Consider the following 19,974-nt stretch of genomic DNA (forward strand, 5'->3'; position numbering starts at 1 on the left):
CTCGCCCCATCCACGTTCTGGTCGCGGGTCAGGCGGAGGTGATGACGTCGAGAATACGGTCGGCCACCGACGCCTTGGTGCCGGAGGCCTCCATCACTATATCGCCGCCGGAATCCAGCACGACGACCTCGTTGTGGTCGGTGGAGAACCCGGTGTGCCAGCCCACGTTGTTGATGACGAGGTAGTCGCAGCCCTTGCGCTGCAGCTTGCGCTTGCCCAGCTCGATCAGCGCCTGCGGGTCGCGCTCGGTCTCCGCCGCGAACCCCACCACGATCTGGTCGGGCTGCTTCGTGGCGGACAGTTCGGCGAGGATGTCGGGGTTCGCGACGAGCGAGAGCTCGAGCCCGTCGCCGACGTTCTCCTTCTTGATCTTCGCCTCGCTGGTGCTCTCCGGCCGGAAGTCGGCGACGGCGGCGGCCATCACCACGACGTCGGCATCCGCAGCGGCACCCGTCACGGCGCGCTGCAGCTCGAGGGCCGTCGACACCGTGCGCGTCTCCACCCCCTCGGGAGCCGGCACGTCAAGGTGCGCGGCGATCAGCACGACATCCGCTCCCCGGTCGCGGGCCGCGACGGCGATGGCGACACCCTGTTTGCCGCTGGAGCGGTTGCCGAGGAATCGCACCGGGTCGAGAGGCTCCCTGGTGCCTCCCGCGGTGATCACGATGCGGTGACCTGCGAGATCCCTGCGGCCCCGCGTCGCATCCTGTGCGGATCCGGCCCGGTCGCGCCGGCCCTGCTGCCGCGCCGCCAGCGCCATAGCGGCCGCCACGATCGCGTCCGGCTCCTCCATGCGGCCAGGGCCGGAGTCCGACCCGGTGAGCTGGCCGACGCCGGGCCCCACGACGGCGACGCCACGCAGGCGCAACGTTTGCACGTTCGCCTGGGTGGCGGGATGCCGCCACATCTCGCTGTGCATCGCGGGCGCGATGAGCACGGGCGCCTCGGTGGCGAGCACGGTGTTCGTCAGCAGGTCGTCCGCCAGCCCGTTCGCGAGCTTCGCGATGGTGTTGGCCGTGGCCGGGGCGATCACGACGAGGTCGGCGCGCTTGCCGATCCCCACATGACGCACCTCGGAGACGCCCTCATAGAGGTCGGTGTTGAGCGGGTTCCGGCTGATCGCCTCGAACGTGGGCGCGCCCACGAACCGCAGCGCGGCATCCGTCGCGATCACGTGCACGTCATGGCCGAGCAGCACGAACGAGCGGATGACCGACACCGCCTTGTACGCGGCGATGCCGCCGGTCACGCCGACGACGATCGTCAACGGCGTGCTCACGGCGGCACTCTCGCTCGCGCTCACTGAACGGCTGTCGCTCGACCGGCGATCACTCGTCGATGGGACGGCTGACGAGCTTGTCCTCGTTGATCTCGTGCAGCGCGACCGACAGCGGCTTGTCGTCGATCGTCGAGTCCACAAGCGGTCCGACGTTGTCGAACAGGCTGCCCTCGTGCAGGTCGGCGTAGTAGTCGTTGATCTGACGTGCGCGCTTCGACGCGAAGATCACCAGCGCGTACTTGGACTCGACGCGCGAAAGCAGCTCGTCGATCGGCGGGTCGATGATGCCCTTGGCTGCTGTTGACATGAATGCTCCTTCGATTGCGGCCGCTGGTCGTGCCCTGGCCACACGAGACGCTTGGTCTGCTGCGGAGGCGGGCTGACCTCGACGTTCAGCGACCGGATGACGTTGCGGCGCGACGCGACCGGCGCGCGCGCACCTGCATCAAGTCTACGACCTGAAGTGCAGCGTCGGCCACGGTGGTGTTCACCACCCGAGCATCGAACTCGTCCTGCGACGCCAGCTCGACCTTCGCGGTGGCCAGTCTGCGGTGCTGTTCCTCCTGCGACTCTGTGCCGCGGCCGATCAATCGGCGCACCAGTTCATCCCAGCTCGGCGGCGCGAGGAAGACGAGCACGGCATCCGGCATCGCCGCTCGCACCTGCCTTGCACCCTGAAGGTCGATCTCCAGCAGCACGCTTCGGCCATCGGCCAGTGCACGCTCGATGGGCGCCCGCGGTGTGCCGTAGCGATGGCTGTTGTGCACCGTCGCCCACTCGAGCAGTTCGTGGTCGGCGATCATGCGGTCGAACTCGGCGTCGTCGACGAAGTAGTAGTCGACGCCCTCGACCTCTCCGGGACGCGGGCGCCTCGTGGTCGCCGACACGGACAGCAGCACCTGCGGATAGTGCTCCCTGATGTGCCTGGCGACGGTGCCCTTGCCCACGGCCGTTGGTCCGGCCAGCACGGTGAGCCGGGTGCGGTGTCCGGCCGCTGGACGCTCGAACCGCTCGACGAGGAACTCGCGCAACCGGGTTCGCTGGTGCTTGCCGAGGCCGCCGAGCCGTTTGACGGGAGCGATCTCGAGGCGCGAGAGGATGTCAGCCGTCTTCGTCGCCCCGATGGCCTTGAGGCTCATCAAGAAGTCGGTGATGCGCAGCGTGCCTTCGGGCCCCCCGGGATCCGCCGTCGCCTTCTCGAGCACCTCGACGGGCGATCGCGCGCCCTTAGCGATGTCCGATTTCACGGCGGCGCGGGCTCGGCGGGCGGCCACCGCGGCGCGGGAGGCGGCGACGCGGTCGACCTCCGGCGGTCGGATGCGAGGAGAACGGAGAGCTGAGTCGGGCATGTCGTCAGATGATGCTGCGGCGCGGAATTGCCGTGCCGCCCGGTTGAAGGAGTACGGGATCAGACAAGGGCGGATCGCACCTCGGCGGCGCGCGAGGCGATGGTGTCGGTGAGACCGGAGGGACCGGCGGAGAGGATGCTGCGCGACTCGCTGACCACGAGCATCCGTGCGAGCTCGCCGTAGATCTCCGCGGCGTTCTCGTAGCGGGCACCCTGATGGCCGAAGCCGGGAGCGAGCACGGGCAGCGCCGGCTCCACCGGGGAGGTGAGGTCGATGCCGAACGTGGACAGGTCGAGCGTGGCGCCCAGCACGACGCCGATCGGACCGATCGTCTCGCCGATCGCCGCGTTCTGCTTCGTCACATCATCGATGATGGCACGGGCCACCGACCGTCCCGAATCCGCATCGCGGGAGCGCTGGATGACAGCCGCTTCCGGATTGCTCGTCGCCGCGAGCACGAAGAGCCCCTTGCCGGATTCCGCCGCGAGACGGATCGGTGCGGCGAGAGATCCGACGCCCTGGAAGGCCGAGATCGTCATCGCGTCGGCCTCCAGCGGCGCCCCGGGAGTGAGCCACGCCTGGCCGTACGCTTCGACGCTGGTGCCGACGTCGCCGCGCTTCACATCGGCGATGACCACGAGACCGGCAGCACGGGCGGCGGCGAGGACCCGCTCGAGGGCGGCATAGCCCGCTGAGCCGAATCGTTCGAAGAACGCCACCTGCGGCTTCACGATCCCCGCACGGCCCGCGGCCGCCTCCACGACGCGAAGGCCGAGCTCGAGCGCGCCGGCCGCGTCGTCGGTCAGACCCCAGTCGGCCAGCAGGTAGGAGTGCGGGTCGATTCCGACGCACAGCGGTCCGTGCGCCCGGATCGCGGCGCTCAGCCGCTCGCCGAAGCCACCGCTCGTCGCGGCGGCGTGCGCGGTCGGCGCGGTCGGTGCGGTCTCGGTCACGCCCGCTCCGCCCTGTCGATCGCATACTGCTGGAGCGATCTCACGTCGAAGCCCTCCCGGATCGCGTCGATCGATGCGACCGCGGCGCTCAGCTCGGCGATGGTGGTGAACAGCGCGATGTCCGCGGCGACCGCAGCCGCGCGGATCTCGTAGCCGTCCGCCCTTGCTGAGCGTCCGCTCGGTGTGTTGACGACGACGTCGATCTCGCCGCTGTTGATCAGGTCGACGATGCTCGGCTCGTCACCCTCCGGCTCCTCGCTGAACTTGCGCACCTTCTCGGTCGCGATGCCGTTGCGGGCGAGCACCTCCGTCGTGCCCTCCGTCGCCACCAGCTTGTAGCCCTGCTGCGTGAGACGGAGCGCCGGCAGCACGATGGACCGCTTGTCCCGGTCGCTGACCGAGACGAAGACCGTGCCGCTCAGCGGCATCCCGCCGTACGCCGCCGTCTGGCTCTTGGCGAACGCCCGCGGGAAGTCGCGGTCGATGCCCATCACCTCACCGGTGGAGCGCATCTCGGGTCCGAGCACGGAGTCGACCATCTGGCCGTCGCGGGTGCGGAAGCGCTTGAACGGCAGCACGGCCTCCTTCACCGAGATCGGCGCGTCGAGGGGAACCACCGAGCCGTCCTGCGCCGGCAGCAGGCCGGCATCCTTCAGTCCGGCGATCGACTCGCCCACCATGATGCGGCTGGCCGCCTTCGCGAGCGGGATGCCCAGCGCCTTCGAGACGAACGGCACCGTCCGGCTGGCGCGCGGGTTGGCCTCCAGCACGTAGAGCACGCCAGCCGCGATGGCGAACTGCACGTTCAGCAGGCCCCGCACGCCGATGCCCTGCGCGATCTTCAGTGTCGCCTCGCGCACGCGGTCGATCTCCGCGCGGCCGAGCGTGACGGGCGGCAGTGTGCAGCTGGAGTCCCCCGAGTGGATGCCCGCCTCCTCGATGTGCTCCATGACGCCGCCGATGTAGAGCTCGTCTCCGTCGTACAGCGCGTCCACGTCGATCTCGGTGGCGTCGTCGAGGAAGCGGTCGACGAGCAGCGGATGCCCAGGGCCGATGATGGCCTGGTCCGCTACGCGCTCGAAGTAGTCCTCCAGTGAGGGCGAGTCGTAGACGATCTCCATGCCGCGTCCGCCGAGCACGTAGCTCGGGCGCACGAGAACCGGGAACCCGATCTCGGCCGCCACGGCCTGGGCACCGGCGACGTCGTACGCCGTTCCATTGCGCGGTGCGAGCAGTCCGGCGTTCTCCAGGATCTCGGCGAACAGGCCGCGCTCCTCCGCCAGGTCGATGGCGCTCGGCGATGTGCCGAGGATCGGCACGCCAGCGGCCTCCAGGCCCTTCGCGAGGCCCAGCGCCGTCTGGCCGCCGAGCTGCACGACGACGCCGACGAGCTCGCCGGACTGCGACTCGGCGTGGATGACCTCGAGCACGTCCTCCAGCGTGAGCGGCTCGAAGTAGAGCCGGTCGCTGGTGTCGTAGTCGGTGGAGACGGTCTCCGGGTTGCAGTTGATCATGATCGTCTCGAACCCGGCGTCGTGCAGCGCGAACGAGGCGTGCACGCACGAGTAGTCGAACTCCACGCCCTGTCCGATGCGGTTCGGGCCGGAGCCGAGGATGACCACCTTGCGCTTGTCGCTCGGCTCCACCTCGGTCTCGCTGTCGTAGCTCGAGTAGTGGTACGGCGTGAGGGCCGGGAACTCGCCGGCGCAGGTGTCCACCGTCTTGTACACCGGGCGCACGCCGAGGATGTGCCGCACCTCGCGCACCTCGGCCTCGCCGAAGCCGCGCAGCTGGCCGATCTGGGCATCCGAGAAGCCGTGATCCTTCGCCAGGAGCATCGTCTCGGTGTCGAGCATGCCGGCGCGCGCGATCTCGTCCGCGACCTCGTTGATCAGCACGATCTGGTCGAGGAACCACGGGTCGATGCCGGTGGCGATGTAGGCATCCTCGACGCTCGCGCCCTTGCGCAGAGCCTGCTGCACGGTGACGATCCGGCCGTCCGTCGGAGTGACGGATGCCCGGAGCAGCTCTTCGACGCTCCGCGGCTCCTCGCCCCAGTGGAACGACGACCCGTTCTTCTCCAGCGACCGCAGCGCCTTCTGCAGGGCGCTGGTGAAGCTGCGGCCGATGGCCATCGCCTCGCCGACCGACTTCATGGTCGTGGTCAGCGTGGTGTCGGCCGCCGGGAACTTCTCGAACGCGAACCGCGGAACCTTGACGACCACGTAGTCCAGGGTCGGCTCGAAGCTCGCCGGTGTGACCTTCGTGATGTCGTTCGGGATCTCGTCGAGCCGGTAGCCGATGGCCAGCTTCGCCGCGATCTTCGCGATCGGGAAACCGGTCGCCTTCGACGCTAGCGCGCTCGACCGGGAGACCCGGGGGTTCATCTCGATGACGATGACGCGGCCGTCCTCCGGGTTCACCGCGAACTGGATGTTGCAGCCGCCGGTGTCGACGCCGACGGCGCGGATGATGTCGATGCCGATGTCGCGCAGCCGCTGGTACTCGCGGTCGGTGAGCGTGAGGGCCGGTGCGACCGTGATCGAGTCGCCGGTGTGCACGCCGACCGGGTCGACGTTCTCGATGGAGCAGACCACGACCGTGTTGTCAGCCGTATCGCGCATGAGCTCGAGCTCGTACTCCTTCCAGCCGAGGATCGACTCCTCCAGGAGAACCTCGTGCGTCGGCGAGTCGTGCAGACCGGCGCCGGCGATGCGGCGCAGGTCGTCCTCGTCGTACGCGAATCCGGATCCGAGGCCGCCCATCGTGAAGCTGGGGCGCACGACGAGCGGATACCCGAGCTCCTCGGCGCCGGCGAGCACCTCGTCCATGGTGTGGCAGATGCGGGAGGCCGCGACATCCGCGCCGCACTCGATCACGAGCTCCTTGAAGACCTGGCGGTTCTCGCCCTTCTCGATGGCGTCGACGTTCGCGCCGATCAGCTCGACGCCGTACTTGTCGAGCGTGCCCGCCTTGAACAGCGCCATCGCGGCGTTGAGCGCGGTCTGACCGCCGAGTGTCGGCAGGATGGCGTCCGGCTGCTCCTTGGCGATGATCGTCTCGATCACGTCGGGCGTGATGGGCTCGACGTACGTGGCGTCGGCGAAGTCCGGGTCGGTCATGATCGTCGCCGGGTTCGAGTTGACCAGGATGACGCGCACGCCTTCCTCGCGCAGAACTCGGCACGCCTGGGTGCCCGAGTAGTCGAACTCGCACGCCTGGCCGATCACGATCGGGCCGGACCCGATCACGAGAACGCTGGAGATGTCGTCGCGCTTGGGCATCAGTTGCCTTCCTTCTGCTGGCGTGCGACGACCATGTCGCGGAATCGGTCGAACAGGTAGTTCGCATCGTGCGGGCCGGCCGCCGACTCGGGGTGGTACTGCACGCTGAACGCGGGGATGTCCAGGCAGTTCAGGCCCTCGACGACGTTGTCGTTGAGGTCGTAGTGGCTCACCTCGACGCGGCCGAATCCTGCGGCCGACTCGCTGACCTCGCCGAGCGGGGCGTCGACCGCGAACCCGTGGTTGTGCGCGGTGATCTCAACCCGTCCCGTGGCGCGGTCGAGCACCGGCTGGTTGATGCCGCGGTGACCGAACGGCAGCTTGTAGGTGCCGTATCCGAGCGCGCGGCCGAGCAGCTGGTTGCCGAAGCAGATGCCGAAGTACGGAACGTCGTTGCGCAGCACCGTGCGCAGCAGGTCGACGTGCTGGTCGGATGCCGCGGGGTCGCCCGGTCCGTTCGAGTAGAACAGGGCGCTCGGCTGAAGCGCCATGATGTCGTCCGCTGTGGCCGTCTCGGGCAGGACGACGACGTCGAAGCCCCGCTCGGCCAGGTAGTTCAGCGTGCTGGTCTTGACCCCGAGGTCGAGCACGGCGACGGATCCGATCCGGTCGCCCTGCGCCGGGATCGTGTACTGCTCCGGCGTCGAGACGACAGAGGAGAGGTTCAGCCCGCGCATGTCGGCGCCGCCGCGCACCAGGTCGAGCTGCTCGGGTGCGCTGAGCGAGGCATCCGCGCCGGAGAAGATGCCAGCGCGCATGGCGCCCGCCGACCGCAGATGCCTGGTGACGGCGCGGGTGTCGATGCCGCTGATGCCGACGACGCCGTTCTCGGCGAGGTCGTCGTCGAGGCTGCGCTGGGATCGGAAGTTCGAGACGATGCGTGCGGGCTCCCGCACGGCGAACCCGGCGACCCAGATGCGTTTCGACTCCATGTCGGCGTCGTTCATGCCGGTGTTGCCGATGTGCGGCGCGGTCATGAGCACGATCTGGCCCGCGTAGGACGGATCGGTCAGCGTCTCCTGGTAGCCGGTCATGCCGGTGGCGAAGACGGCCTCGCCGAGGGTGCGACCGAGTGCGCCGTATCCGCGGCCCTCGTACCGAGTGCCGTCTTCCAGCACGAGCACCGCCGGTTCGCGGCGTGCGGCGACGGCGCCCTGCGACGGTGCAGCCGGCTCGACGCGTGGTGCGCCCGGCGCACCGGTCACGGCCCCGTGCTCCTGGCGGTACTCTTGCGTGGTCTCATCCGTCACGCCCGCGTTGCTCACGGCGTCTGCGTTCTCTGTGGCTTCTGCGCTTTTCGCGGCGTCTGCGCTCTCGGCGGCTTCTGCGGCTTCTGCGGCGAACTCTTCGTCTGACATGTCAGGCCTCGCTTCCGGTGGTCGTATCGGGGGCGACGTCGTCGGCGCCGGGTGTGCTGTTCCGCTGCGGCGCGAGCGAGCGGATGCTCGCGACGAGCCGTTCCTGCTCCGTCGCGTCTGCGGTGCGCAGGTAAGTGTCGATGATGGTGCCGCCGGCATCCGTCGCCGCGCGCTCGCTTCCGCTGCGCCAGGCGACGAGCACGAGTCCGTCGTGCTCCACGGTCCGGTCGATCGTCCACGTGGCGGTTCCTGCCCCGAGGATCGCGTCGGCGGTGATCGCCACGCTCCTCTCCCCGGGTGCCGTGATCGTTACTCCACCGGTCGAGACGGTCACCGTCGCGTTCGCGCGGAAGGCGAGCCCGGGCACGACGACGCGATCGAGCGGGCGATCGTGGTGGGTGCTTCCCACGTGCAGCGCCGTGACCGTGAGGAGTGTCTCCCCTGGCTCGGTCAGTGCGGACGGAACCAAGATCGACGAGTCGCGCCGCGCGCGGCGGCGCCAGCCGATCCACATGCCCACGAAGATGAGCACGACGACGATCGCGATGAGGGCTGTGGGCCAGAGCTTATCCATGCAGCGCCTCCGCCCGATCAGCCTGGGACGCCGCCTCGGCGGCGAGGCGGGCTGCCTCGTCCACGTCGATCAGGGCGCCCTCCCGAAGAATGGCTGTGCCGTCGTGGAACGTCCAGGCGACGCGCCCCGGCAGTTCGCGGCCGAGGTAGGGCGAGTTGACGCCCTTGCCGGCCAGCCTGTCCACGCCGAAGACGCTGCTCGAGTTCGGGTCGTACAGCGTGAGGTCGGCGCGCGACCCGGTGGCCACGGGCATCCCGCGATCCACGCGTCCGATCCGGGCGGGCGTGTGGGACATCACGCGAGCGACGTCCGCCCAGTCAAGGAGTCCCGTGGCCACGACCGCCTGATGCACGACGCTCAGCGCCGACTCGAGGCCGACCATGCCGTTGGCGGCGGCATCCCACTCGCAGTCCTTCGCCTCGATCGGGTGCGGCGCGTGGTCCGTCGCGACGATGTCGATCGTGCCGTCCGCCAGCGCCTCGCGCAGCGCGTGTACGTCCTCGTCGCGTCGGAGCGGCGGGTTCACCTTGTAACGAGCGTCGTATCCGGCTACGAGGTCTTCGGTGAGCAGCAGGTGGTGCGGAGTCGCCTCCGCGGTGACGTCGATGCCTCGCGCCTTCGCCCACCGGATGATGTCGACGGAGCCCGCTGTGGACACATGGCACACGTGCAGCCGGCCGCCCACGTGCTCGGCCAGCAGCACGTCGCGGGCGATGATCGACTCCTCGGCGACAGCGGGCCAGCCGGCGAGACCGAGCGTGCCGGAGAGCGCGCCCTCGTTCATCTGCGCCCCGATCGTGAGCCGGGGTTCCTGCGCGTGCTGGGCGATCACGCCGTCGAACGCCTTGACGTACTCCAGGGCGCGGCGCATGAGCAGCGGATCGGCCACGCACAGGCCGTCATCGGAGAAGACCCGAACCCGGGCTCGGGATGCCGCCATCGCGCCGAGCTCAGCGAGCCGCTCCCCCGCGAGCCCCACCGTGACCGCGCCGATGGGCTGCACGGTCGCGTAGCCGGCGGCACGACCGAGCGTCAGCTCCTGCTCCACGACGCCCGCGGTGTCGGCGACCGGGGACGTGTTCGCCAACGCGAACACCGTGGTGTAGCCGCCGACGGCAGCGGCGCGGGTTCCGGTGAGCACCGTCTCGCTCTGCTCGAAGCCGGGCTCTCGCAGGTGGGTGTGAAGGTCGACCAGGCCGGGAAGGGCGATCAGGCCGGAGGCATCGATGTGCGTGGCATCCTTCGCCCCGTCGCGGGCATCCGTGCCGACCGTCAGCACGTCGTCGGCGACGAGGATGTCCGCACTCGAGCCGTCGACGAGCGTCGCGCTCTCGATGAAGAACCGTTCGCGTGACACCTAACCGACCTCCCGATCGCCCGACAGCAGCAGATAGAGCGCAGCCATGCGCACTGAGACGCCGCTTGCGACCTGGTCGCGCACCAGCGAGCGCGGCGAATCGGCGGCTGCGGCGGAGATCTCCAGACCTCGGATCATCGGGCCCGGATGCATCACCATCGTATCCGGCCGCAACCTGGCCAGACGCTCGGCGTCGAGGCCCCAGGTGCGCGAATACTCGCGGGTGTTGGGGAAGAACGCGGCGTTCATCCGCTCCGCCTGGATGCGCAGCATCATCACCACGTCGGGATCGTCCGCGATCGCCGCGTCGAGGTCGTAGCCGATCTCGGCGGGCCACTGCGCCGTGTCGACGGGCAGCAGCGTCGGGGGCGCCACGAGCGTGACGTGGGCGCCGAGCGTGTCGAGCAGCCACACGTTCGAGCGCGCGACGCGGGAGTGCAGGATGTCCCCCACGATGACCACGCGCAGGCCCGCGAGGTCCTTGCCGCGGCTGGCTGCGCCGTGCAGCCGCTTGCGCATGGTGAAGGCATCCAGCAGCGCCTGCGTTGGATGCTCGTGAGTGCCGTCGCCCGCGTTGAGGATGCCCGCGTCGATCCAGCCGCTGGAGGCGAGCGTGTGCGGCGCGCCCGAGGCGGAGTGCCGCACGACGACGGCGTCGGCCCCGATGGCCGCGAGCGTCTGCGCGGTGTCCTTCAGGCTCTCACCCTTGGACACGCTCGAGCCCTTGGCGCTGAAGTTGATGACATCGGCGGACAGCCGCTTGGCGGCGGCCTCGAACGAGATGCGGGTGCGTGTCGAGTCCTCGAAGAACAGGTTCACGACGGTCTTGCCGCGCAGGGTCGGGAGCTTCTTGACCTCGCGAGTGGAGACATCCGCCATGTCTTCGGCGACGTCCAGGATGCCCACGGCCGTGTCGCGGTCCAGGTCCCGGGTGGAGAGCAGGTGCCGCATCAGCGCTCGCCCTCCTCGCCCGCACCCGCACCGGCGGTTTCCGTGACGGCGTCGGACGCCGCGTCTCCGTCGATGGTGACCGCGTCTTCGCCGTCCACCTCGATGATGCGCACGTTGATGCGTTCCCTGGTCGAGCTCGGCAGGTTCTTGCCCACGAAGTCGGCGCGGATCGGGAACTCGCGGTGCCCCCTGTCGACCAGAACGGCCAGTCGCACAGCCCTTGCGCGGCCGAGATCGCTGAGCGCGTCGAGCGCCGCCCGGATGGTACGTCCGGAGAACAACACGTCGTCGATCAGCACGACCGTCTTGCCGTCGATCGAGACCGGCACGCTCGTCGGCGAAGGCGCCCTGGTCGGATGCTTCGCGAGGTCGTCCCGGTACATCGTCACGTCGAGCGACCCCACCGGCGGCGTCGCGCCATCTTCGATGCGGGCGATCGTGGCACCGATACGCTCGGCAAGCGCTACTCCCCGCGTCGGGATGCCGAGAAGCACGAGATCCGCCGATCCCCGGTTGGACTCCAGGATCTCGTGAGCGATCCGAGTCAACGCCCGGGCGATGTCAGCCTGCTGCAGCACGGTGCGTGCCGTCATGCCGACCCCCTTCCCCGCCTCACAGGACGGCCTTAAAGGTTGCCAAACTCGCACAAGCCTATCAGGGGTACGGGGCGGTAATCGCGCACCCTTCGAGTGGTCGTTCGCGCTACAGCTATCGGCATCCGCCACACGAATGTTCTGTAGCGGATGCCGATAGGTGTAGCTGATGCCGATAGGTGTAGCGGATGCGAGTTCGACGACGGGGAGTGCTCCCCCCGGCGCTGGATCGCTTCCTACTCCGCTCAGCGTCATGTCACGGCGCTCCTGCAGGCATCACGGGACCACGCCAGGTCGCGCGAGACCTTGTGCCGCTACTTGCCGCCCTTGGCGATGAACGCGAGAAGCGCCTTCGTGTCCGTGATGTCGCCGCTGTACTGGTGCCCGTTCACGAGCACCGTCGGAGTTCCCTTGATCGTCTTGATGTCGGCGCCGGGGATCGGTCCGTTCAACGCGTTCTGCGTGTTCTGCGTCAGCCAACTCGCATACCGGTGCGACGTGATGCACGAATCGGCGGATGTCGCGCCCACGCCGTGCGCCAGCGACTTCAGCTTCGCGTCGGTCAGGCCGGAGGATCCCTCCTCGGGCTGATCCGTGTAAAGCGCCGAGAGGTACGTGAGGGTCGCCTTCGGGTCGGATGCCGCCACGCACGTGAGCGCGCTGCCGGCCCGCGACGAGTAGTTCGTGCCCTGCGAGTCCGGGTCGAGGAAGTTCAGCGGATGCACGCGCAATGTGATCGTGCCGTCGTTCACCTTCTGCGCGAGCGAGCGGCCGTTGGCCCGCTCGAACTCCCCGCAGTACGGGCACATCGGGTCGATGTACGTGTCGACGATCGTCTTGCCGTCACCCACGACGAGGGCTCCCTTGTCGAAGTCCGCGGCACCGGTCACACCGGTCGGCACTGCCGCAGCGCTCGGGCTGTGGCTCGTCGAGGCGGCAGGCGACGCAGAGCATGCGGCGAGCACCGTTGCGACGGCGGCGATGAGCACCGCGGCGCCGATACGCCGGGCGAGCGATCGTCTCATGCGGGAGCTTTCCTCACGTTGTGGGCCGGCGGACGGCATCCGTTGCGGATGTCGTCAATGCGCGACGGCTGTACCGATCTTGGCCAGCAGGCCGTTCACGAACTTGGCGGAGTCGTCCGTCGAGAGGATGGTGGCCTGTTCGACCGCCTCGGAGATCGCGACACCGTCTGGGATCGACGGGTTGTGCAGCAGCTCCCACACGCCCATCCGGAGGATCGCGCGGTCGACGGCGGGCATCCGATCCAGCGTCCAGCCCTGGGCATAGGTCTGGATGAGCTCGTCGATCTCGTCGCTGTGGTCGATGACGCCGTCGACGATCTCGCGCGCATACAGCCACGACGCTTCACGCGCCGGCTCCTGTGCGGCTCGCTCCGCCTCAGCCGCCAGCGCGCGGGCGAAAGGGATGCCTCGCACGTCAGCGCTGTACAGGATGTCGATGGCGCGCTTGCGCGCCTTGCTTCTGGCGCTCATTCCGTCGCAGGCACCTAGTCGTTGACGCGGCCGAGGTACTCGCCGGTTCGCGTGTCGACCTTGACCTTCGTGCCGGTCTCCAGGAACAGCGGAACTTGGATCTGGTAGCCGGTCTCGACGGTCGCGGGCTTGGTGCCGCCGGTCGAGCGGTCGCCCTGCAGGCCAGGCTCCGTGTAGGTGATCTCGAGAACGACGGATGCCGGCATCTCGACATACAGCGGGTTGCCGTTGTTCGTCGCGATGGTGACGTTCTGGTTCTCCAGCATGAAGTTCGCCGCGTCGCCGACGATGGTGCCGGGCACGGTGAACTGGTCGTAGTCGCTGGTGTCCATGAACACGAAGCCGTCACCGTCGCTGTACAGGTACTGGTACTCGCGGCGATCGACGTTCTCGAATTCGAGCTTGGTCCCCGCATTGTAGGTGCGGTCGACGACCTTGCCGCTGACGACGTTCTTGAGCTTGGTGCGTACGAACGCGCCGCCCTTGCCCGGCTTGACGTGCTGGAACTCGATCACGGTCCAGAGCTGGCCGTCGATGTTGAGGACGGCGCCATTGCGGATGTCGGCGGTGTCGGATGCCATGCGTGAAGATCCTTCGAGGGGTAGGAAAGAGGAAGCCGGACGGTCAAGGCGCCCAGAAGGCGCCGACCATCAGCCGATTCTATCGGGTGCGACGGCGGGAGTTCGCTTGGAACGGATGTCAGCCGTCGGCTCGACCCGCGATCACTTCGACGAGCTTCGAGACGGCGATGGCGTACCCGGGCACGCCCTCTCCGATCACGTGCACGGCCGACACGTCTCGCACATACGAGAAGCGACGGAACTCCTCGCGTGCGTTGACGTCGGAGATGTGCACCTCGGCGACCGGCAGCGCGACGCTGGACAGCGCATCCCGTAGCACGACGGACGTATGCGTCAGGCCGCCCGGGTTGATCACGATGCCGGCGCAGTCCTCTCTGGCGGCATGTATCGCATCGATCAGCACACCCTCGTGGTTGCTCTGCACGGCACGCACCTCGAATCCGTGCTCGGCTGCAGTGCGCTCCACGAGTGAGACGACGTCGGCGAGGCTTTCGCTGCCGTAGATCTCCGGCTGTCGAACCCCGAGCAGGTTGAGGTTCGGGCCGTTCACCAGCAGCAGCCGTCGAGGGATGTTCTCGGTCACGAGCCGATCTCCTGATAGGCGGCGAACAGCAGGCTGGGGTCGGGCGCCTGCATGATGGTCGGGCGGGCGATGTCGTCGAGCACGATGAACCGCAGCGTGTTCCCGCGCGTCTTCTTGTCGCGCCGCATGGTCGCCAGCAGTGTCTCCCAGCGGCCGGCCGGGTACGTGATGGGCAGGGTGAGGGAGGTGAGGATGCTCCGGTGACGGTCGACGACGTCGTCGTGCAGTCGGCCGCTGAGCCTGGCGAGCTCCGCCGCGAAGACCATGCCGACGGACACGGCGGCCCCGTGCCGCCACTGGTACCTCTCGGTGTGCTCGATGGCGTGCCCGAGCGTGTGTCCGTAGTTGAGGATCTCCCGCAGTCCCGCCTCGCGGAAGTCCTCGCTGACGACCTTCGCCTTCATGTCGATGGCGAGCTCCACGTTGCGGCGGAACACGGGGCTGTGCGGATCGGTCGAGCCGTCCAGGTCACGCTCGACGTTGTCGAGGATCTCCGGCGCCCAGATGAACCCGGCCTTCACGACCTCCGCGTATCCAGCCAGCACGTCGTTGCGGGGAAGCGCCTCGAGCGTGTCGAGGTCGCAGAGCACTCCGACCGGTGCGTAGAACGCGCCGACGAGGTTCTTGCCCTCTGCCGTGTTGATCCCGGTCTTGCCCCCGATGGCGGCATCCACCATGCCGAGCACGGTGGTCGGGATCTGCACGAGCTTGACGCCGCGTAGCCAGGTGGCGGCGACGAAGCCGGCGAGATCCGTGGCGGCGCCTCCCCCGAAGCCGATCACGGCGTCGCTGCGGGTGAAGTCCGCCTGCCCCATGATCTGCCAGCAGAACGCGGCGACCTCGACGCGTTTGGCGGCCTCCGCGTCGGGGATCTCCGCCAGCAGCACCTCATAGCGGTCGGTCAGGCTCTCGCGCAGCTCGGCCGCGGCCGCCGCCAGGGTGGGCTGATGCACGATCAGCACGCGCCGCACGTCGGGGCCGAGCAGTTCGCCCGTCCCGAAGCGGATGCCTCGTCCCACCCGGATGCCGTACGCGTTCGCTCCGGACACCTCCAGCAGCGTGGTCTCCGATTCCGGTTCGCCGGCTGCGCTGTCCTGAATCATGCGTCCTTCCGTTCCGCTCGTTCGCACCACGCGGCGATCTCCTCCACGATCGTGGAGATCGGGCGCCGCGAGGTGTCCGCCCGGTAATCGGCGAGCGACTCGTAGAGCGGCATCCGCTTCGCCACGAGCGCTTGCCAGGACTCGAGCCCCTGCACGAGCGGTCGCTTGCCGTCGTCGATGCGGGCGGCGACCGCTTCCGGGCTGACCGTCAGTAACACGACGCTCGTGCGCTTGAGGTCGTCTTGCGTGCGTTCATCCAGTACCGCTCCCCCGCCGACGGAGACGACGCCGCCTGTCGCGAGCGCATGGACGACGGCGTCGCGCTCCAGTGCGCGGAACGCCGGTTCGCCCCGATCGGCGAAGATCTGAGCGATTGGGCCGTGTTCGCGCACGATCGCCGCGTCCGTGTCGATGAACGGCACGCCGAGTCTCCGGGCGAGCCGCTTGCCGATCCTGCTCTTGCCTGCGGCGGGCGGCCCGATGAGAACGACGGTCACGCGCGCACGGTCTCGGTGTGCAGGGCGGCAGGGATCGCGTCGAGGTAGGCGCGCAGGTTGCGCCGCGTCTCGGGCAGCGAGTCGCCGCCGAACTTCTCGAGCACGGCGTCCGCCAGCACGAGAGCCACCATCGCCTCGGCGACGACACCGGCCGCAGGAACCGCACACACGTCGGAGCGCTGGTGGTGCGCGGGAGCGGCGTCGCCCGTCGCGATGTCGATCGTGCGCAGGGCGTGCGGAACCGTCGCGATCGGCTTCATGCCGGCCCGGACTCGCAGCAGCGAGCCCGTGGTCATGCCGCCTTCGGTGCCCCCGGCCTTGTCACTCGTGCGGGAGATGGTCGAACCATCGGTCACGAGCTCGTCGTGAGCGGCCGATCCGCGGCGTCGCGTGGTCTCGAATCCGTCGCCGACCTCGACGCCCTTGATGGCCTGGATGCTCATCAGCGCCTGCGCCAGCCGCCCGTCGATCCTGCGGTCCCAGTGCACGTGCGAGCCGAGTCCGGCCGGAACCCCGTACACCAGCACCTCGACGACTCCGCCGAGCGTGTCGCCGTCCTTGTGCGCGGCATCCACCTCGGCGACCATGAGCGCGGACGTCGCTGCGTCGAAGCAGCGCAGCGGATCCGCATCGAGCGCGTCGACATCGGACGGCTTCGGCAGCGGCGCGTCCTCCGGCACGCGCACCGGCCCGATCGCCAGCGTGTGGCTCACCGTCGTGATGCCGAGCTCCGCGAGGAACGACTTCGCCACGGCGCCGAGCGCGACGCGGGCGGCGGTCTCGCGTGCGCTCGCGCGTTCCAGGACGGGGCGGGCCTCGTCGAACCCGTACTTCTGCATGCCGACCAGATCGGCGTGTCCTGGACGCGGCCTGGTGAGCGCGGCCCCGCGGCCCGTCGCGAGCTTTTCGGCGTCGACCGGTTCGGGGTTCATCACGTCGACCCACTTCGGCCACTCGGTGTTGCCGATGCGCAGCGCGATCGGGCTGCCCATGGTGAGGCCGTGCCGGACTCCGCCGGAGATTGCGAGCTCGTCCTGCTCGAACTTCATGCGCGCACCGCGCCCGTACCCGAGCTTGCGGCGCGCGAGATCGGCGCGAACGGCATCCAGGGAGACGGGCACGCCGGCCGGCAGTCCCTCCAGAATGGCCACCAGTTCAGGGCCGTGCGATTCTCCTGCGGTGAGCCAACGAAGCATGCGTCAATTCTGGCATGCACGCACAGGCCGACTGGCCACAGGACGAGGCGTAGGCGTCCGGGTCAGAGTGGGCGGCCGGACGCGTCGAGCCCCACGGCGTCGAGCATCGCGGCGAGCACGCGCGCCTCGTCGGGAAGCTCGAGCTCCGGATCCCCCGCCACGAAGATGCGCACCTGCAGAAGTGCCTGGTGCACGAGCATCGCGAGGCCCGAGAGCACGTTCGGGACGGCATCCGCGTCGCTCGCAATAGCGCTCCATTCGGACACGAGGCTGGTCGGCCACGGGTCGTAGGCGACGTCGAACAGCAGGATGCCCTCCCGTGCCGCCTGCGCCACGGCGTCCCCGTGCACCAGCCGCTTGGCTGTGCCGTCCGCGCCGGCATGCCCGGGAAGGGTGCTGACGACCAGGTCCGGCCTCTTCGCGACCGGGTCGTCGAAGCGCGCCACGCGTGCTCGGAGCCCGACGGATGCGCCCAGCCCGACGAGATGCTCGGCGCGGACCGGCTCGCGCACCTGAACCACGACGTCGGACGCGCCGAGCTCGGCGGCGGCAACGAGGGCAGAGGCCGCCGTCGCACCGCCTCCCCAGATCAGCACGGATCGCGCGGACGATGTTCCGGCGGCGGCCAGTGCGCGCACGATGCCGGAGACGTCCGTGTTGAAACCGTGCAGTACCCGTTCGCCGTTCTCCTGGTCGAACAGGATCGTGTTGGCCGCTCCGGTGATCCGCGCCGTCTCGTCGAGTGTCGCCACGAGGGGAAGCACCGACTGCTTGAGCGGCATGGTCAGCGAGAGCCCGCGCCAGGCATCCGACCTGCTGTGCACGAAGCCGGCGAGCTCATCGGCCGCCACCTGTGCGCGCCCGTACCTCCAGGGCAGCTCGAGCACGTGGTATGCCGCGCCGTGCAGGTCGGGCGACTTCGAGTGCGCGATCGGCGAGCCCAGCACGGCCAGCTCGCGCACCCCGTCACTTGCAGTAAGCATCGTTCGCCGGGCTCGCGTTGCACCAGTCCTGAAGCTGTTGAACGGCCTGCTCGTGCTGCTGCTCGGTCTCCGAGAAGACGGTCTCTCCGGTCTTCAGGTTCACCGCCACGAAGTACAGCCACGGCCCGGGCGTGGGGTTCAGCGCGGCCTTGATCGCGTCGTCTCCCGGGTTCGAGATCGGTCCCACCGGCAGACCCTGGTGCACGTACGTGTTGTACGGGTTCGAGGCGTCCGCGCGCTGAGCATCCGTGGTGAACACGGTCTTCACGCCGGCGCCGTACGCCACCGTCGCGTCGGATTGCAGATCCATGCCCTGGTCGAGCCGGTTCTGGAACACCCTCGCCACCTTGCCCATGTCGGCGACGCTTCCCGCCTCCTTCTGCACGATGGAGGCGAGGATGACCGTGTTGTACCGCTTGTCGGCGGGCACGCCGTCTGCGTCCAGCGCCTGGAACGAGCGATCGACCAGCGTCTTGATCACGGTCTTCGCATCGACTCCCGGGTCGAACGTGTAGGTCGCGGGGAACAGGAATCCGTCGAGGTTCGGCGCCTGCGCCGGGAGCCCGAAGTCGGCGGGCTTGGCGGCCGCCTGAAGGTCGGCGAGCGGTAGCCCGGTGGTCTTCGCCAGCGCAGGAAGGATGCTCGCCTCGGTGTCGCCCTCCACGATCGTGAGGGTGCGCTGCAGTTTGTTCTTCGGATCCTGCAGTGCGGCCAGCGCGGCCTTCGCGCTCATCTGCTTCTTCACCTTGTACACGCCGGGCTGGAACACCGGGTCCGGCTTCGTGTGCAGCAGCAGCGTGTAGAACGCGTCGGACGTCTTCACGACCCCGTCCTTGGCGAGGGTCGAGGCGATGTCCGAGCCGCTGTCGCCGTCGTGGATCGTGATGTCCACCGGCGACGTCCCTGAGCCGGTGTAGTCGTTCGGTTCGTTCAGGGCGAGCAGCTTGCGCACCTCGGGCTGGAACGCACTCCACACGTACGCGCCCGCGCCGCCGAGCAGGCCGAGGATGACCACCGCGACGATGGTCACCACCAGCCAGCGGCGCCTCTTCCTGGGGCGCGGCGCACGGGCATCCGTCGAATAGTCAAGGCTCGACCAGGCATTCGTCTCGCCCCGCTCCGGCGACCGGCGTCCTCCGGAGGACGCCGCCTCCCGGTCACCTGCCGTACGGTCGTCTCCGAGTGCACTCCAGAAGGAACCTTCGAGATCGGACTCCGACTCGGGGTTCTCCTCTTGTGCGCCCCGTTCCCGAGCCTCCCGTTCGCGGGCCTCGCGCTCACGCGCTTCGCGTCGGGTCAGCGGAGGGCGGTCGGAGTCGAGCTCGGGACCGGACGACGGAGTTCCTGACGAGTGGGGCTGGGTCACGATGATGGTCCAATGCTGGGGGCCGCGAGCTCGCCTGGGGGCCTGCCGCTGGAGCGTTCGGCGTCGAGCGCGTGCTGCAAAATTACCGTGGCCGCCGCCTGATCGACGACGGAACGGGAATTCCGTGCTGTGCGTCCCGATGCCCTGAGCGCGGACTGGGCGGAGACGGTCGACAGCCGTTCGTCGACGAGCCGCACCGGAATGCCGCACACGTCGGCCAAGCGGGAGGCGAAGGCCACCGCGTCGTCCGTCGACGCCGTGTGGGCGCCGGAGAGCGAGAGCGGAAGTCCGACGATAGCCTCGACGGCTCCGAATTCCGTGGCAAGCGCCTGAATGCGGGCGATGTCGCTTCCGTCCTCCGCGCGCTGCACCGTCTCGACAGGCAGGGCCAGCATCCCGTCCGGGTCGCTGCGGCTCACGCCGATCCGCGCTCGCCCCACGTCAACGCCGACGCGTACCCCTTGGCGCACG

20 protein-coding genes are annotated in these 19,974 nt (G+C 69.0%); all 20 read right to left on the reverse strand.

The genetic code is table 11. The features are described 5' to 3' along the window. Window positions 1-28 precede the first annotated feature (28 nt). Entirely contained in the window at window positions 29-1,267 is a 1,239-nt protein-coding gene (gene coaBC / locus ACTHNC_RS04035) for a bifunctional phosphopantothenoylcysteine decarboxylase/phosphopantothenate--cysteine ligase CoaBC (RefSeq protein ID WP_440293392.1), read from the reverse strand. A 61-nt stretch (window positions 1,268-1,328) separates the two neighbouring features. Continuing rightward, on the reverse strand, window positions 1,329-1,586 hold the full coding sequence (gene rpoZ, locus ACTHNC_RS04040; protein WP_440293309.1) for a DNA-directed RNA polymerase subunit omega: 258 nt from the start codon (window positions 1,584-1,586) through the stop codon (window positions 1,329-1,331). An 85-nt stretch (window positions 1,587-1,671) separates the two neighbouring features. Beyond that, a complete protein-coding gene (gene gmk / locus ACTHNC_RS04045; protein WP_440293310.1) occupies window positions 1,672-2,628 on the reverse strand; it encodes a guanylate kinase in 957 nt (318 codons plus the stop codon). 59 nt (window positions 2,629-2,687) lie between these two features. Next, a complete protein-coding gene (gene pyrF / locus ACTHNC_RS04050; protein WP_440293311.1) occupies window positions 2,688-3,581 on the reverse strand; it encodes an orotidine-5'-phosphate decarboxylase in 894 nt (297 codons plus the stop codon). Beyond that, window positions 3,578-6,865, reverse strand: coding sequence for a carbamoyl-phosphate synthase large subunit (gene carB / locus ACTHNC_RS04055; RefSeq protein ID WP_440293312.1), 3,288 nt, complete (start codon window positions 6,863-6,865; stop codon window positions 3,578-3,580). The genes pyrF and carB overlap by 4 nt, the downstream gene beginning before the upstream one ends. Beyond that, the gene (gene carA, locus ACTHNC_RS04060) at window positions 6,865-7,989 is read right to left on the reverse strand and encodes a glutamine-hydrolyzing carbamoyl-phosphate synthase small subunit (RefSeq protein ID WP_440293393.1); all 1,125 of its coding nucleotides are present in this window, start codon (window positions 7,987-7,989) and stop codon (window positions 6,865-6,867) included. The genes carB and carA overlap by 1 nt, the downstream gene beginning before the upstream one ends. Before the next feature lie 235 nt (window positions 7,990-8,224). Next, window positions 8,225-8,797, reverse strand: coding sequence for a PH-like domain-containing protein (locus ACTHNC_RS04065; protein WP_440293313.1), 573 nt, complete (start codon window positions 8,795-8,797; stop codon window positions 8,225-8,227). Next, window positions 8,790-10,154, reverse strand: coding sequence for a dihydroorotase (locus tag ACTHNC_RS04070; RefSeq protein ID WP_440293314.1), 1,365 nt, complete (start codon window positions 10,152-10,154; stop codon window positions 8,790-8,792). Before ACTHNC_RS04070 ends, ACTHNC_RS04065 begins: the two co-directional genes overlap by 8 nt. Continuing rightward, window positions 10,155-11,105, reverse strand: a complete 951-nt coding sequence (locus tag ACTHNC_RS04075; RefSeq protein WP_440293315.1) for an aspartate carbamoyltransferase catalytic subunit — start codon at window positions 11,103-11,105, stop codon at window positions 10,155-10,157. It lies immediately after the preceding gene. Continuing rightward, window positions 11,105-11,698 carry a bifunctional pyr operon transcriptional regulator/uracil phosphoribosyltransferase PyrR gene (gene pyrR / locus ACTHNC_RS04080; RefSeq protein ID WP_440293316.1) on the reverse strand — a complete coding sequence of 198 codons (594 nt, stop codon included), beginning with the start codon at window positions 11,696-11,698 and terminating at the stop codon, window positions 11,105-11,107. The genes ACTHNC_RS04075 and pyrR overlap by 1 nt, the downstream gene beginning before the upstream one ends. A gap of 314 nt (window positions 11,699-12,012) precedes the next feature. Continuing rightward, window positions 12,013-12,723, reverse strand: a complete 711-nt coding sequence (locus ACTHNC_RS04085; protein WP_440293317.1) for a DsbA family protein — start codon at window positions 12,721-12,723, stop codon at window positions 12,013-12,015. A 54-nt stretch (window positions 12,724-12,777) separates the two neighbouring features. After that, a complete protein-coding gene (nusB, locus tag ACTHNC_RS04090; protein WP_440293318.1) occupies window positions 12,778-13,194 on the reverse strand; it encodes a transcription antitermination factor NusB in 417 nt (138 codons plus the stop codon). A gap of 14 nt (window positions 13,195-13,208) precedes the next feature. Next, a complete protein-coding gene (efp, locus tag ACTHNC_RS04095; RefSeq protein ID WP_440293319.1) occupies window positions 13,209-13,775 on the reverse strand; it encodes an elongation factor P in 567 nt (188 codons plus the stop codon). A 118-nt stretch (window positions 13,776-13,893) separates the two neighbouring features. Beyond that, window positions 13,894-14,358, reverse strand: coding sequence for a type II 3-dehydroquinate dehydratase (locus tag ACTHNC_RS04100; RefSeq protein ID WP_440293320.1), 465 nt, complete (start codon window positions 14,356-14,358; stop codon window positions 13,894-13,896). Then, window positions 14,355-15,461, reverse strand: coding sequence for a 3-dehydroquinate synthase (gene aroB / locus ACTHNC_RS04105; RefSeq protein WP_440293321.1), 1,107 nt, complete (start codon window positions 15,459-15,461; stop codon window positions 14,355-14,357). Before aroB ends, ACTHNC_RS04100 begins: the two co-directional genes overlap by 4 nt. Then, on the reverse strand, window positions 15,458-15,958 hold the full coding sequence (locus tag ACTHNC_RS04110; protein ID WP_440293322.1) for a shikimate kinase: 501 nt from the start codon (window positions 15,956-15,958) through the stop codon (window positions 15,458-15,460). The genes aroB and ACTHNC_RS04110 overlap by 4 nt, the downstream gene beginning before the upstream one ends. Continuing rightward, window positions 15,955-17,154 (reverse strand): chorismate synthase, encoded by a 1,200-nt coding sequence (aroC, locus tag ACTHNC_RS04115; RefSeq protein WP_440293323.1) that lies wholly within the window; start codon window positions 17,152-17,154, stop codon window positions 15,955-15,957. The genes ACTHNC_RS04110 and aroC overlap by 4 nt, the downstream gene beginning before the upstream one ends. Before the next feature lie 62 nt (window positions 17,155-17,216). Continuing rightward, complete coding sequence (locus tag ACTHNC_RS04120; RefSeq protein WP_440293324.1) at window positions 17,217-18,137, reverse strand: shikimate dehydrogenase family protein; 921 nt, start codon at window positions 18,135-18,137, stop codon at window positions 17,217-17,219. Continuing rightward, on the reverse strand, window positions 18,121-19,503 hold the full coding sequence (gene mltG / locus ACTHNC_RS04125; protein ID WP_440293325.1) for an endolytic transglycosylase MltG: 1,383 nt from the start codon (window positions 19,501-19,503) through the stop codon (window positions 18,121-18,123). The genes ACTHNC_RS04120 and mltG overlap by 17 nt, the downstream gene beginning before the upstream one ends. Then, the gene (gene ruvX, locus ACTHNC_RS04130; protein ID WP_440293326.1) at window positions 19,500-19,973 is read right to left on the reverse strand and encodes a Holliday junction resolvase RuvX; all 474 of its coding nucleotides are present in this window, start codon (window positions 19,971-19,973) and stop codon (window positions 19,500-19,502) included. The genes mltG and ruvX overlap by 4 nt, the downstream gene beginning before the upstream one ends. Between the last annotated feature and the right edge of the window lies 1 nt (window position 19,974).

This window comes from Humibacter sp. (assembly GCF_051954055.1).
GTDB lineage: Bacteria > Actinomycetota > Actinomycetes > Actinomycetales > Microbacteriaceae > Humibacter.